Origin of the sequence: Dickeya sp. ws52 (assembly GCF_007210685.1) — a bacterium.
GTDB classification, from domain to species: Bacteria; Pseudomonadota; Gammaproteobacteria; order Enterobacterales; family Enterobacteriaceae; genus Dickeya; species Dickeya chrysanthemi.
Window position 1 is genome coordinate 138,630 of record NZ_SZVX01000004.1, and the last position, 14,228, is coordinate 152,857.

Below are 14,228 nucleotides of genomic sequence, written 5' to 3' on the forward strand. Positions count from 1 at the left end.
CACCGCCGACTCCCGATGCACCATCAGGAGCATTACGCTCAAAAATGCATGTTCTCAAAGGGAATTTCATACTGTGAGGCGTTAAACGCCACCCCTTTCAGCACCGGCGCATAAATCGCTTTCGTCCTTGAATAGGTCAACGGGATATACACCGCTTCATCGGCCAACAACGTAAACAACTGCGTGTAGCGTGTCTGGCGCGGTTTCTCATCCGGCGTCAGCAATATTTCGCCGATCAGCGTGTCGATCTCGGCTTTGCGGCGTAATCCCTTCTGCGCCTGATAATCCGCATGGGCAGGTATACGGAAAGACGATATATACGACGCCGGGTCATACGGCGTGCCCCATGACAACGAATATTGCAGGTCAAAATCGCCCGATTTTTGACGATCCAAAAACGCCTGTTTTTCTTCTCCCAGGATAGTCAACTGCACACCGACCTTTTTCAGGTCATCCTGAATCAGCTCGGCAATTTCCCGTTCCGCCGCATTATTGCGGTTATAAGACAGCATCAGCACCAGCGCCTTGCCGTCCTTTTCCCGCACCGTTTTTCCCGCCGCCAGATGCCAGCCGGCCGCCTCCAGCAACACCCCGGCCCGTTGCGGGTCAAACCGGTAAACCGGCAAATCGATATCGCAATACGGCACACGGCGCGACATCAGCGTATCGGCGACGCTTTCGGCGTTGCCCATCACCCCGGTGGCGATGGCGGCTTTATCAATCGCGTATTGCAGCGCCTGGCGTACCGCTTTATCTGCGGTGACAGGACGCCCGCTATTCAACACCAGCGCACGAGACGCCACCGGCGGGCTTATCAACGCCCGGTATTTTCCTGAGGCTTCCAGTGCGGCAAAGCTGTCCATATCCAGCATGTCGCCGTCCGCCCCGAAAATGAGCTGGACGCTTTCTTTTTGCAACGCCATCAGCATCGATTGCCGATCGGGCATCACCCGCCACATCACGCTGTGAAGACGCGGCCGGGTGCCCCAGTAATCAGGGTTAACGACAAACCGCGCATACTGATTGGGTTTATGCTCCGCCAGTCTCCACGGGCCGGTGCCGATATACCCGGTAATGCCGTCTTTGGTTTTTCCGCCGATAAATGCTTTCGGCGACACCAACCGGAAGGGCCGGGTCAACCCCAGTTCGATTAACGTCGGGTAATAGGGGTTTTTCAGCGTAATCTGGACGCGGTAACGGTCCAGCGCGGTGACGTTATCGATCTGCTTTACCAGCTCAAGCCAGGCATGGCGCGGATAATTCTCCAACACCGCGTCCATGTTCTGTTTAACCGCCGCCGCCGTCAGCGGCTCGCCATCGCTAAACCGGACATCATGACGTAACGAAAAAATATACTGTTTGCCGTCAGGCGATATCGTCCAGCTTTCCGCCAACCAGGGTTTCACACCGTCAGGGGTATTGATGACCAGCGATTCAAACACCATATTCTGGGCGGCCATTTCACCGGAATAAAGATGGGGATTAATATCCCGAATATCTTTGGTGCTGGCGTAAACCAATTGATTGTCATGCATATCGGCCGACACCGACAATGCGCCGAACAGCAGGCACAGCACCAGTGCCGCCAGCGAGAGGGGATGAATGCGCATCATCTTGCTTACCCTGAAAAATAAAAAAGAAACGCCAACGCACCTGCAACGTGAAATATGACGGGGACACCCGTTTATTTTTCCGCAACAACCATAAACATCGGCGTAGAGGCGTAATTAATTTTCTCTTCGTTATCCCATACGTTTTCAGCAATATTTTCATCGATAACGACTTGGTGAAAACCACAGGACAACAGAGCGCGTCGATCCCACGCCGGACGTATTTCCCGGCTTAACGGCAGCGCTCTGGCGATATTTTCCATCGCCACCGTATCCGTATTGGCGTAATGATCATTAATGTTAAGACGGCGGGCATTTTGTCTATCACGCAAATAGCCCTCTCGTGCCGCAGCATTAAAAAGGTGCGCGTACCAATTGGCGTCAAAATTAATTAACCGACCGCCCGGCGCTAATACCCGGTGCCACTCCTGATAGGCTGACAGCGGTTGTTTCAGGTTCCAGGTGACATTACGGGTCACCAGCACATCGAAATGGTTATCGGGAAACGGCAAGGCATGTACGTCGGTAGCCGCGAATGCAATCTCGACATCGTAATAATCTGCATTACTTCTGGCCTGCGCCAGCATGGCCGGCGTCACATCCACGGCAGTCACACGGTGCCCTGCCAGCGCCAGCGTCACGGCGAAAAAACCCGGCCCGGTGCCGACATCCAATATATTCAACAGCGGCTTTTTCGGGGCGTGGCGTAAAATAATCTCCTGCCATAACCGGCGTTTTCCGCCGGCTAATTCAGCGACGTTAACCTCGTTATACCCTTCCGCCCGGTTATTCCAGTAATGTTTTACCTCATTCAGTAAACCATCCTGCGTTATATCGTCCATGACCGCATCATTCATTATTAATTGTGTCACAACGGCTCCCCGCTATTATTACGACAAATTAACCTCAATAGGAAAAATCAGGCGGGTAACAGACACCGTTGGGAAATGAATAACCGTGTTCATGAGTACACCGCGAGGGAATAGTACACTGCGAAAAAAAATATGTACCCGCCCGGTGTATGAACTTTTATAAAAATCTCATACTTCATTGAGACAGATCATGAAAGCGGCCGGTGTCGATATCGGTCAATCCATCTGTCGCACCGGCCCGTGTTATGGTGACGGCATACACCCTGATAACAATTGCTTTACTTATTAATTCTCACAGTTAAATAGCCAATATCTATCACAATATTCATGTAATTCGATTTCACCTCTGGCAAGAGGCTGGCTAAGATGAATAGTGAATTTCACGCCAAAGGCACTGAATACCGCCTGGCGAACAAGAACTCCCCAATGAAATTCAATGCATTGCGTTAGATGCTAACGCAGTATCCAAGGCAAGCATCATTGAGCAATTTCCTGTCCATATCTCACTGCCCGGCGGTCTGTTCAGGCCGGGTCGATGGGGACACAGAGCATAAGGTAGAGAACGCATGACAACCGAAAGCAAATGCCCGTTCCATCACCAGAGTACACCCGTTACCGCCGGCGGTAGCGGTACCGACAATCGTGCCTGGTGGCCCAATCAACTGAATCTGAACATTCTGCACCAACACTCTTCCTTGTCTGACCCGCTGGATAACGGGTTCAACTATGCCGAAGCGTTTAACAGCCTCGATCTGGATGCCATTAAAAAAGACCTTCATGCCTTGATGACCGACTCGCAGGACTGGTGGCCGGCGGATTTCGGCCACTACGGCCCGCTGTTTGTCCGTATGGCCTGGCACAGCGCCGGCACTTACCGTACCGGTGACGGCCGTGGCGGCGCCGGTGCCGGTCAACAACGGTTCGCGCCGCTCAACAGTTGGCCCGATAACGTTAACCTTGATAAAGCACGTCGCCTGCTGTGGCCGATTAAGCAGAAATACGGCCAGAAAATTTCATGGGCCGACCTGATGATCCTTACCGGCAACGTGGCGCTGGAATCGATGGGATTCAAAACCTTCGGCTTCGCCGGCGGGCGCCCGGACGTATGGGAACCGGAAGAAGACGTCTACTGGGGTTCCGAAACCAACTGGTTGAGCGGTGATAAGCGCTACTCCGGCGAACGCGATCTGGAAAACCCGCTGGCTGCGGTACAAATGGGGCTGATTTACGTCAACCCGGAAGGCCCGAACGGCAACCCCGACCCGATTGCGGCGGCCAAAGATATCCGCGAAACCTTTAGCCGCATGGCGATGAACGATGAAGAAACCGTGGCGCTGATCGCCGGCGGCCACACCTTCGGGAAAACCCACGGCGCGGGCGACGCAGCGTTGGTCGGCCCGGAGCCGGAAGCCGCCGGTATCGAAGAACAAGGCCTTGGCTGGACGAGCGCGTTCGGCAGCGGCAAAGGCGGCGACACCATCTCCAGCGGTCTGGAAGTGACCTGGACGCAAACGCCGACCCAATGGAGCAATTACTTCTTCCAGAACCTGTTCGGCTACGAATGGGAGCTGACCAAAAGCCCGGCGGGCGCTCACCAATGGCAGCCGAAAGGCGGTGCCGGCGCTGGCGAAATGCCGGACGCGCACGATCCGTCCAAACGTCATGTGCCGACCATGCTGACTACCGACCTGTCGCTGCGTTTCGACCCGGCGTATGAAAAGATCTCCCGCCGTTTTTACGAGAATCCGGATCAGTTCGCCGACGCGTTCGCCCGCGCCTGGTTCAAACTGACGCACCGCGACATGGGGCCGCGCGCCCGTTATCTCGGCCCGGAAGTCCCGGCTGAAGAGCTTCTCTGGCAGGACCCGATTCCGGTCGTTAACCATACGCTGGTCAGCGAGCAGGACATTGCCGACCTGAAAGCCAACGTGCTGGCCTCCGGCCTGACGGTTTCCCAGTTGGTTTCCACCGCCTGGGCATCCGCGTCCACCTTCCGTGGCTCCGACAAACGCGGCGGTGCTAACGGTGCCCGCGTTCGCCTCGCGCCACAGAAAGACTGGGCGGTCAACCAGCCGGAACAACTGGCGAAGGTGCTGGGCGTGCTGGAAAACATCCAGAGCGAGTTCAACCAGGCGCAGTCCGACAACAAGCGGATTTCGCTGGCCGATCTGATCGTGCTGGCGGGTGCCGTCGGGGTGGAACAGGCGGCCAGGGCTGCCGGCCACACGGTGAACGTGCCCTTCACGCCCGGCCGGATGGACGCATCACAGGAACAAACCGACGTTGAGTCGTTTGCCGTACTGGAACCGATCGCCGATGGCTTCCGCAACTACCTGAAAGGCCGTTACAGCGTGGCAGCCGAAGCATTGCTGGTCGATAAAGCCCAGTTGCTGACGCTGAACGCGCCGGAAATGACGGTGCTGGTGGGCGGGCTGCGGGTACTGGGCGCCAATGTCGATCAGGCGTCACACGGCGTCTTCACCACCCAGCCCGGCGCACTGACCAACGACTTCTTCGTGAACCTGCTGGACATGGGCACCGTCTGGAAAGCGGTGGGAGAAGACGGCGTGTTTGAAGGGCGCGATCGCGTCAGCGGCGACCTGAAGTGGACCGGCACTCGTGTCGATCTGATCTTCGGCTCCCACTCGCAACTGCGCGCGCTGGCCGAAGTCTATGGCAGTACAGACGCGCAGGCGAAGTTTGTCCACGACTTCATCGCCGCCTGGACCAAAGTGATGAACCTCGACCGTTTCGATTTGGCGTAGTCGTTATCATTGCTCTGCCCCGGCGTTTTCGCGCCGGGCGCACCCGATAGCATCACCTGCTCTGCGTGGCGGCCATGTCGCCACGCGACTGTTTTCCATGCGACTGTTTTCCACGCTACTATTTTCCACGCGACTGTCTGCCACGCTACGACCGGCATCACCTGCGCTTAGCCTACCCCCGCATGGGCGATCGGTTACCCATTCGCACCGGCCAATTTCGTCTCATAATCGATAAATATCGTCCTGATTTGATAATAAGCGCCACGACTAAGCGCGCGATAATCAACCCCGTTATCCACCCACTTTTATCCGTAGCCGATGTTTTTATGAAAATCTTTATGACCCGTTTCTGGCATCAGGCCAGAGCGTTTTTACTGATTTACGCCTGTTTGTACCTCGGTATCGGCGTTGCCGCCGTACTGCCCATCGCGTTGCCGGGCAGCATCATCGGTATGCTGATCCTGTTTCTGTTGTTGTCATTGCAGATTATCCCGGCGCAGTGGGTTAAACCGGGTTGCCACGTGCTGATCCGCTATATGGCGCTGCTGTTTGTGCCGATTGGCGTCGGCGTGATGCAGTATTTCGACTTGCTGCGCGCCCAGTTCGCACCGGTGATCATCTCCTGCGCCGCCAGCACGCTGGTGGTGTTGATTACCGTGAGCGGCTGTTCGCATCTGATCCACGGGCGTAAGCCGGCCCGCCATCCGGCCGACGCGGAAAAAGGAGCCGACCATGTGGCATGATATCGTCTGGTCACTGCCATTAACGCTGCTGGTGTTCTTTTTAGCACGTCGGCTGGCGCAGCGGCTGAATTCACCGTTACTCAACCCGTTGCTGGTGTCGATGGGGGTGCTGATAGCGTTTCTGCTGATAAGCCACATTCCGTATGAGCGCTATTTCCACGGCAGCGCGGTGCTGAACAGCCTGCTGCAACCGGCGGTGGTCGCGCTGGCGTTTCCGCTGTATGAACAGTTGCACCAGATCCGTATGCGCTGGAAGTCGATCATCAGCGTCTGTTTTATCGGCAGCGTGGTGGCGATGGTGACCGGCACCTGGATTGCGCTGCGGCTGGGTGCCACGCCGGCGATTGCCGCCTCGATCATGCCGAAATCGGTCACCACGCCGATCGCCATGGCGGTGGGCGGCAGTATCGGCGGTATTCCGGCCATCAGCGCGGTGTGCGTGATCTTTGTCGGCATCCTCGGCGCGGTATTCGGCCACACGCTGCTCAACGCCATGCGCATTCATACCAAAGCATCGCGCGGGCTGGCGATGGGCACCGCGTCGCACGCGCTCGGCACCGCCCGCTGCGCCGAGCTGGATTATGAAGAAGGCGCATTCAGTTCGCTGGCGCTGGTGATCTGCGGCATTATCACTTCGCTGATGGCTCCGCTGCTGTTTCCGTTGTTGGTCGTGCTGGCGAAATAGCCGCCACTGCCGACGCGGACAAACAGGTCAATAGCGCGTCGGCGGCACCCCAAACATCTGACGAAACGCGAAGGTAAACGAGGCGGTGCTGGCATACCCCAGGTCCAGCGCTACCTGCGTTACGCTGCGGTTGTTCTTCAGCATCACCACTGATTCAAGCAACCGCATACGTTTCTTCCACTCGCTGAACGCGACCCCGGTCTCTTTTTTAAAACGGCGCGAAAACGTGCGCACCGACATGCCGGTACGCGCCGCCCATGCTTCAATGCCGTGGGGCGCATCCGGCGTCTGCTGAATATCACGGCACACCCGCATCAGGGTAACGGAAGCGGGCCACGACAACGAAAACCCGGCATCCGGCAACTGCCGCAACAACGTGGTCAGCACCCTGACCAGTTGGGCGTCATCTCCATCGTAGTCGTACTGCTCCGGCACGTGTCCGGTGGCGTAATGAATAAACTCGCGGATAAAATCGCTGACCAACACCACTCTGCAGCCACTGTGGTCAATGGCCACGTAATCCGACTCGATATACAAACTTTCCAGCAACACATCGCTGGTAGCCAGAATCCGGTGCGGCACATGCGCCGGGATCCAGACGCCGTACAACACCGGCACGATCAACGTTTTACCTTCAATCTCTACCCGCATTCCCCCTTCCCGCGCATACAAAAACTCGACGAACGGGTGCTGATGCGGCGCCACCTCCGTCTCCTTTGCCAACGGGTAGGTACGAAAGTAGACCGGGCGCGGCAACGTGAGCAATACCGGCGCAGGCTGACCGGCTATCGGCAACCGGGGGGACGAGACAAGCGAATGAGACATCACAGCATGACCTCTACTCGATAGAGTTTGTCTTGATAGGGTAACGCAGGCCAGCCCGATTTGCCCGATAATCTGCAGCTATTCAGCCGGCGCGACGTCATCGCCGCAGAACCGATTCGCTGTGCTTGTACGATTTTTCAAACCAGAAAATGGATTGAGGAATGACTCATGGAAGCGACATTACATCATGCCTGTTCGCCGTTTTTAGTCATGCATTGTCCGTCTTTTGACGTATTACGCCATTTTGCCGATGGCAGCACGATGTCATCCGAAACGACAGTACCTCAGTAGTTATTAGTTTTGCGCTAACACATTGAATTAACTGTTAGTTAAAGGAGACATCATGAGTAATGCGTGCATCGTTGATGATATCAGCGAGAAAAATGAATGGCGGCGTATCACCCAGGAATTATTGCATCAGGCGGGAATTACCCTTAACGGCAGCGACCCCTGGGATATTCAGGTGAACGATTCCCGCTTTTTCAAACGGGTGTTGCAACAGGGTTCGCTTGGCCTGGGCGAAAGCTACATGGAAGGCTGGTGGGATTGCCCGCGACTCGATATGTTTTTTCATCGCATCCTGGCCGCCCGGCTGGATGAACAACGCCCGTCACGCTGGCACGACCTGATGCGCATTGCGCTGGCGCGGTTGGTCAACCGTCAGTCGCGCAAACGCGCCTGGCAAGTCGGCAAAGTACATTACGACCTCGGCAACGACCTGTTCAGCCACATGCTGGACCCTTACATGCAATATTCATGCGGTTACTGGAAACAAGCCGACACGCTTGATGAAGCCCAGCAGGACAAACTGGCGCTGATCTGTGAAAAACTGCAGCTTGAACCCGGTATGACGCTGCTGGATATCGGTTGCGGCTGGGGGGGTCTGGCGGTGTATGCCGCTCAGCATTACGGCGTTACCGTGCATGGCGTCACCATTTCCGCCGAGCAGAAAGCCTTTGTGGAGTCACGCTGCTGCGGGCTGGATATCCATATTCTGTTGCAGGATTACCGCGATCTGCGCCGGCAGTACGACCGTATTGTCTCCGTCGGCATGTTTGAACACGTGGGGCCGAAAAATTACGCCGCCTACTTTCATGTGGTGAATCGGAGCCTGAAGCCGGACGGCCTGTTCCTGCTGCATACCATCGGGTCGAATAAGACTGCTCATAACGTTGACCCGTGGATCAATAAATACATTTTTCCCAACGGATGCCTGCCATCCATTAAACAGATTGCCAACACCAGCGAACCCTATTTTGTGATGGAAGACTGGCATAACTTCGGTGCTGATTACGATAAAACGCTGATGGCCTGGCTGGCCCGTTTTACCGCCGCCTGGCCGCAACTGGCCGCCGATTATTCGCCCGCCTTCCGGCGTATGTTCAGTTATTACCTGACCGCCTGCGCCGGCGCCTTTCGGGCCAGAAACATCCAGTTATGGCAGGTTCTTTTTAGCCGGGGCGTCGAACAGGGATTGTGCGTGCCGCGCTGAGTATTCACCACACGTTCAGGCCACCAGGCGCAGGCCAACGAACGTACGACGATAACGCGCCGACTGATTTTTTAACCCGATACGTTGTTAACCCCTACAAACAGGAAGCTAACACAACATGAATGTTAATTTTTTTGTCACCTGCATCGGCGATGCGCTCAAATCGCGCATGGCCCGTGACAGCGTGCTGTTGCTGGAACAGCTCGGCTGCCGCGTTCACTTTCCCGAACGTCAAGGCTGCTGTGGTCAACCCGCCATCAACAGCGGATACATCCGCGACGCGCTGCCGGGCATGAAAACGCTGCTCGCCGCGCTGGAAGAGAACGATGACCCCATCGTCTCGCCGGCCGGCTCCTGCACCAACGCCATCAGGCATTATGCCGACTGGCTGGTCGATGAACCGGAGTGGGCGGCCCGCGCCGCGCAGGTCGCCGCACGAATGGTTGACCTCACCTCGTTTATCGTTAACCGCCTCGGCGTCACCGATGTCGGCGCTCGCCTGCCGGGCAAGGCGGTTTATCACCCCTCTTGCAGTCTGTTTCGCAAAATGGGCGTGCGCGAAGAACCGCTGGCCTTGCTGCGTCAGGTGCGTGACCTGGAGCTGCTGCCGTTTCACGCGCAGGAAACCTGCTGCGGTTTCGGCGGCACCTTCTCCGTCAAAATGGCGGAGATCTCCGGTGAAATGGTGAAAGAAAAGGTCGCGCACATCATGGAAGCCAAACCGGACTACCTGATCGGCGCCGATGTCAGTTGCCTTATCAACATCGGCGGACGGTTGCAGCGTGAAGGACACGCCGTTCAGGTGTTGCATATCGCCGAAGTGTTGATGAGCCGCTAAGGAGACGCCATGTACCTCAAAACCAGCACGACCCCGTTTCATGAGCGTATCCGCCAGCAAATAGACGACCCGATCATGCGCCAGGCGGTTGCCAACGCCCAGGAACGCATCGGCGCCAACCGTCAGAAGATGGTCGATGAACTGGGCCAGTGGGATGTCTGGCGCACGAGAGCCGCGCAGATCCGCGCCCACGTGCTTGATAACCTTGACGCCTACCTGTACCAGTTGTCGGAACAGGTCACCGCCCGCGGCGGCAAGGTGTTTTTTGCCGCAACGCGCGAAGACGCGACCCGCTATATCTTGCAGGTGACGCAGGCTAAACAGGCCCGCAAGGTGGTGAAATCCAAATCCATGGTGACCGAAGAGATCGGCATGAATGCCGTGCTGGAAGCCGCCGGCATCAAGGTGGTGGAAACCGATCTCGGCGAATACATCCTGCAACTGGACCAGGACGCGCCCTCCCACGTGGTGGTGCCTGCCATCCACAAAGATCGCCATCAAATCCGGCGCGTACTGCAACAGCAGTTGGGCTACGACGGCCCGGAAACACCGGAAGCGATGACGCGCTTTATTCGCCAGAAAATCCGCGCCGACTTTCTCAGCGCGGAGGTAGGGATCACCGGCTGCAACTTTGCCGTGGCGGAAACCGGCACCGTCAGTCTGGTGAGCAACGAAGGCAACGCCCGGCTGTGCACCACCCTGCCCCGCACCCACATCGCCGTGATGGGCATGGAACGCATTGTCCCGACCTTTGAGGAGCTGGATGTGGTGCTCACCATGCTGGCGCGCAGTGCGGTCGGCGCCCGGTTGACCGGCTACAACACCTGGCTGACCGGACCACGCGATATCGGCGGTATCGACGGCCCGGAAGAGTTTCATCTGGTGATCGTCGATAACGGCCGCTCACAGGTACTGGGATCGCCGTTCCACGATATTCTGCGCTGCATTCGCTGCGGCGCCTGCATCAACACCTGCCCTGCGTACCGCCACATCGGCGGCCACGGCTATGGCTCTATCTATCCAGGGCCGATCGGCGCGGTGCTGTCGCCGTTGCTGGGCGGCTATGAAGACTTCAAACACCTGCCTTACGCCTGCTCGCTGTGTACCGCCTGCGACGATGTGTGCCCGGTACGTATTCCGCTGTCTTCGCTGATTGTGCAGCACCGACGCACGCTGGCAGAAAATGGGATGACGCCTGCGGCCGAGCGGCGCATCGTCGGGTTGTTCAACTACGCCAATAGTCACCCCGGAATCTGGAAAGTCGGTATGGTGGCAGGCGCGCGCGCCGCCCGCTTGCTCATTCGTAACGGCAAGATACCGTTCAACATCGGTGCGATCAGCGAGTGGACCGAAGCCCGCGACCTGCCGGACGCCGATGGCGAGAGCTTCCGCAGTTGGTTCAAACAGCATCAACGTCAGACCAAGGAGAAACGCTAATGGAAAACCGCGACGCCTTCCTGTCTACCCTGGCGCATCGGCTTGGTCGGGACCCCCGCCAAACGCCGCCGCCGTTACCGCCGCTGGAAAACAACCCGGCCGGCACCCGACTGACCGAGCTGACGCCGCAACAGCGTTGCGACGCCTTTATCGACTACGCCGGCAATGTGATGCTGGCGCACTGTGAACTCACCCCGCCCAATGACGTGGCGCAAGCCGCCGGGCGATTGTGCCGGCGTTACGGCGGCGCGCCGGTGCTGGTCAGCGGCGATGCGCGGCTGGCGGAGCTGGGCGTAACCGGCTTTCTGCAACAGGAATACCAAGCCCGATGCTGGGGCCCGGCGGCAGGCGAAGACAACCTGACGCAGGCGGCGCAAGCCCGCATCGGCGTGGTATACGCCGACTACGGCCTGACCGAATCCGGCGGTGTGGTGTTGTTCTCTACCCCACAACAAGGACGCGGCCTGAGCCTGTTGCCGGAGTCCACACTGTTTATTGTGCGCAAAAGCTGCCTGTTGCCGCGCGTCGCGCAACTGGCCCAGCATCTGCGCCGTCGGGTGCAACAAGGCGAACCGCTGCCGTCATGCATCAATCTGATCGCCGGTCCCAGCTCTACCGCCGATATCGAACTGATCAAGGTGGTGGGGGTACACGGGCCGCTGAACGCCGCGTACCTGATTATTGAGGATTGCTGATAGCCTGCCTGCGGCATGAGGTGTCGGGTTATGGTGGAACAGTGAGAGGTTTCGTGCGTGATGATCTCATGCCTTCCCTTGTAACATCATCGCACGCACGACAAGGAGAGGTTCAAACGCCACCTCTCCTTGACCACTGGCTTGAGGGCTAAACTGTGCCGCTTCGCGGTACCTTCGGCGTTCGTCTTCGCTGTTCGGGTCGCCCGTGACGCTCTCCCGGAGCGGCACGGGCTTTCGCGGCGTCCTGCCGCTCACCCGGCGAAGCCGCCCACCTCAGCGCAGTTTTTTACGCCAGAAAACCCAATACCGTGTAACCAAAATAATTCGTCGGTATTTTTACACCTCTGCAAACAGGCACGGTCAACATTGTGCCAATCCCAACAAGGCGTTGAGGCGGGCGATTTCTTGCCGCCACTGCGCCTGTAGCGCCGGTTTCTGGTGCTTCGCCTTCCGCGCCAGATCCTCGGTCAGCCGGTTTTCCAGCTCAACCAGTTGCGCCAGCAGCCTGTCGGCTTCATCCCCCTGTTCCAATGTCACCGGCGATACCGTTGCTGACGGCGGTGCCGAATGCATTGCGGTGTCGGCAGATGCGGTCCCCAGACGCTGATAGACCTGATCCAGATCGTGCCACTCGCTCAACATGCCGTGCTCAACCAGCCAGAAGCGATTGCAACTGTGGCTGATCAACGCCCGGTCGTGCGTCACCAACAGCACGCCGCCATCAAAGCATTGCAGCGTATCGGCCAGCGCCTCTTTGCCTTCCATATCCAGGTGGTTGGTCGGCTCGTCCAGCATCAGCAGCCCGTAACGCGCCAGCGACAGCCCGACGAACAGTAGCCGGGCGCGTTCGCCGCCGCTCAGAGTGGCGACGGTTTGCTGATGACGCGACCACTGAAACCCGGCGCTGATCAACGCCATCTTGCGGTCTTGCGCCAGCGGCGCGAACGGAGCCAGCGCATCAAACAGGGTGTCGTCGTCACGCAGTTGATGCAGCGTCTGGTCGTAATACCCCAACCGAACGCGGGGATGCAGACGAATCGCCCCATCCGGCGTCGAATTCGGGTACTGCTGCCATAGAAGACGCAACAACGAAGACTTGCCGCTGCCGTTTCGGCCGATAATCGCCACCCGATCACCGCTTTTCACCCGCTGTAACGGCACGGTGAGCAGCGTTGGCTGCTGCGGTGCCGGGCTGACGGCCAGCGCCGTCATCTCCAGCAGACGATCGGCGTTCAGCGCTTCGCCATGCAGCGCCAGCCGCCACTGGCTGCCGGCGGTCAGCTCGGTTTGCTCCTCTTTGAGCCGCTCGATGCGTTTTTCCATCTGTTTGGCCTTGCGCGCCAGATCTTCGTTATCGTAGACCTTGCCCCAGATGGCCAGCCGTTTGGCGCTAACGGTCACGCAGTCGATTTCCTTCTGTTCCGCTTTGCGGCGCAACGCATCGCTGCGATCGCGCTCCGCCAGTGCCGCGCGGGCGGCGCTACAGGGCAGCGCAAAATAATGCAGTTGCCGGTCACGCAGGATATAGCTGCCGTTGGTGACGTTATCCAGCAACTGGCTATCGTGGGAAACCAGCACAAAGCTGCCGCTCCAGTGTTGCAGGAACTGCTCCAGCCACAGCAACGTCGGCAAGTCCAGATGGTTACTCGGCTCATCCAGCAACAGCAGATCCGGCGAGGTGATCAGGGCTCGCGCCAGCAATAACCGGGTATGCTGGCCGCCACTGAGAGTACCGGCGCACAGCAGCCAGTCCCGCTCGCCGAATCCCATTTCCGCCAGCAAGGTTTCCGCCCGCCAGCGCTCGCCGGCGCGTTCGGCCGCGGGAAGACGAGCCAGCACCGCATCCAGCATCGTCAACGGATGCAGATCCGCCGGCAGATGCTGTTCAACGCGAGCCAGCAGGCAATGATGGGAAAGCGTCACACTGCCGCGGCTTGGCGCTAACGTGCCATCCAGTAGTTTTAACAGCGTACTTTTGCCGCAACCGTTATGGCCGATCAAACCGAGGCGGTCGCCCTGGTTCAGGGTAAAAGAAATGTCGTTCAGCAGAGGGCCGAAAGGGGTATCCACGCTCAGGGCGTGTACAGTCAGTAAAGTGCTCATTGCTTACTCAAGAGTTACAGGCACAACTGTGCCTCGTCAACACAACGCTGACGATAACCCGGTAAGCCCGAGAGAAGGGAAAATGCGGTTTGCTTCGCTCAAGCCACCGTTATCGCAGCACGATATCGATAACGCTTGAGCAGCGGCGATCGCCAAAAGGATG

At 58.0% G+C, this 14,228-nt stretch carries 11 protein-coding genes; 7 read left to right on the plus strand and 4 right to left on the minus strand.

Annotated elements, in window-relative coordinates:
• Nucleotides 1-38 precede the first annotated feature (38 nt).
• Complete coding sequence (gene nikA, locus FDP13_RS05350; protein WP_143838937.1) at nucleotides 39-1,613, minus strand: nickel ABC transporter substrate-binding protein; 1,575 nt, start codon at nucleotides 1,611-1,613, stop codon at nucleotides 39-41.
• A gap of 71 nt (nucleotides 1,614-1,684) precedes the next feature.
• Nucleotides 1,685-2,482 (minus strand): class I SAM-dependent methyltransferase, encoded by a 798-nt coding sequence (locus FDP13_RS05355; RefSeq protein ID WP_143838938.1) that lies wholly within the window; start codon nucleotides 2,480-2,482, stop codon nucleotides 1,685-1,687.
• A gap of 566 nt (nucleotides 2,483-3,048) precedes the next feature.
• Between FDP13_RS05355 and katG the strand changes: the two genes are divergently transcribed.
• The 3 genes from katG (at nucleotide 3,049) to FDP13_RS05375 (ending at nucleotide 6,675) form a co-directional block, all read left to right on the plus strand.
• A complete protein-coding gene (gene katG / locus FDP13_RS05360; protein WP_143838939.1) occupies nucleotides 3,049-5,247 on the plus strand; it encodes a catalase/peroxidase HPI in 2,199 nt (732 codons plus the stop codon).
• A gap of 326 nt (nucleotides 5,248-5,573) precedes the next feature.
• Complete coding sequence (locus FDP13_RS05370; protein ID WP_027712590.1) at nucleotides 5,574-5,990, plus strand: CidA/LrgA family protein; 417 nt, start codon at nucleotides 5,574-5,576, stop codon at nucleotides 5,988-5,990.
• Entirely contained in the window at nucleotides 5,980-6,675 is a 696-nt protein-coding gene (locus tag FDP13_RS05375) for a CidB/LrgB family autolysis modulator (protein ID WP_033575866.1), read from the plus strand. The genes FDP13_RS05370 and FDP13_RS05375 overlap by 11 nt, the downstream gene beginning before the upstream one ends.
• A gap of 27 nt (nucleotides 6,676-6,702) precedes the next feature.
• Here FDP13_RS05375 and FDP13_RS05380 read toward each other — a convergent pair whose 3' ends face one another.
• Nucleotides 6,703-7,500 carry an AraC family transcriptional regulator gene (locus tag FDP13_RS05380; protein WP_033575867.1) on the minus strand — a complete coding sequence of 266 codons (798 nt, stop codon included), beginning with the start codon at nucleotides 7,498-7,500 and terminating at the stop codon, nucleotides 6,703-6,705.
• Between the two features lie 343 nt (nucleotides 7,501-7,843).
• On the opposite strand from FDP13_RS05380, the gene cfa reads away from it, so the two are divergent.
• The 4 genes from cfa (at nucleotide 7,844) to FDP13_RS05400 (ending at nucleotide 11,962) form a co-directional block, all read left to right on the plus strand.
• Nucleotides 7,844-8,992, plus strand: a complete 1,149-nt coding sequence (cfa, locus tag FDP13_RS05385) for a cyclopropane fatty acyl phospholipid synthase (RefSeq protein ID WP_012770446.1) — start codon at nucleotides 7,844-7,846, stop codon at nucleotides 8,990-8,992.
• Nucleotides 8,993-9,110: 118 nt separating this feature from the next.
• On the plus strand, nucleotides 9,111-9,830 hold the full coding sequence (locus FDP13_RS05390; RefSeq protein WP_012770447.1) for a (Fe-S)-binding protein: 720 nt from the start codon (nucleotides 9,111-9,113) through the stop codon (nucleotides 9,828-9,830).
• A gap of 9 nt (nucleotides 9,831-9,839) precedes the next feature.
• Nucleotides 9,840-11,267 (plus strand): LutB/LldF family L-lactate oxidation iron-sulfur protein, encoded by a 1,428-nt coding sequence (locus FDP13_RS05395; protein ID WP_143838941.1) that lies wholly within the window; start codon nucleotides 9,840-9,842, stop codon nucleotides 11,265-11,267.
• A complete protein-coding gene (locus FDP13_RS05400; RefSeq protein ID WP_143838942.1) occupies nucleotides 11,267-11,962 on the plus strand; it encodes a lactate utilization protein C in 696 nt (231 codons plus the stop codon). Before FDP13_RS05395 ends, FDP13_RS05400 begins: the two co-directional genes overlap by 1 nt.
• 360 nt (nucleotides 11,963-12,322) lie before the next feature.
• On the opposite strand, the gene FDP13_RS05410 is transcribed toward FDP13_RS05400, so the two are convergent.
• Nucleotides 12,323-14,065, minus strand: a complete 1,743-nt coding sequence (locus tag FDP13_RS05410; RefSeq protein WP_143838943.1) for an ABC-F family ATP-binding cassette domain-containing protein — start codon at nucleotides 14,063-14,065, stop codon at nucleotides 12,323-12,325.
• Between the last annotated feature and the right edge of the window lie 163 nt (nucleotides 14,066-14,228).

Bases quoted from the DNA above. Each gene is read 5' to 3' on its own strand.
- nikA (WP_143838937.1), bottom strand. From the start codon at position 1,613: ATGATGCGCATTCATCCCCTCTCGCTGGCGGCACTGGTGCTGTGCCTG.
- katG (WP_143838939.1), top strand. From the start codon at position 3,049: ATGACAACCGAAAGCAAATGCCCGTTCCATCACCAGAGTACACCCGTT.
- FDP13_RS05370 (WP_027712590.1), top strand. From the start codon at position 5,574: ATGAAAATCTTTATGACCCGTTTCTGGCATCAGGCCAGAGCGTTTTTA.
- FDP13_RS05375 (WP_033575866.1), top strand. From the start codon at position 5,980: ATGTGGCATGATATCGTCTGGTCACTGCCATTAACGCTGCTGGTGTTC.
- FDP13_RS05380 (WP_033575867.1), bottom strand. From the start codon at position 7,500: ATGTCTCATTCGCTTGTCTCGTCCCCCCGGTTGCCGATAGCCGGTCAG.
- cfa (WP_012770446.1), top strand. From the start codon at position 7,844: ATGAGTAATGCGTGCATCGTTGATGATATCAGCGAGAAAAATGAATGG.
- FDP13_RS05390 (WP_012770447.1), top strand. From the start codon at position 9,111: ATGAATGTTAATTTTTTTGTCACCTGCATCGGCGATGCGCTCAAATCG.
- FDP13_RS05395 (WP_143838941.1), top strand. From the start codon at position 9,840: ATGTACCTCAAAACCAGCACGACCCCGTTTCATGAGCGTATCCGCCAG.
- FDP13_RS05400 (WP_143838942.1), top strand. From the start codon at position 11,267: ATGGAAAACCGCGACGCCTTCCTGTCTACCCTGGCGCATCGGCTTGGT.
- FDP13_RS05410 (WP_143838943.1), bottom strand. From the start codon at position 14,065: ATGAGCACTTTACTGACTGTACACGCCCTGAGCGTGGATACCCCTTTC.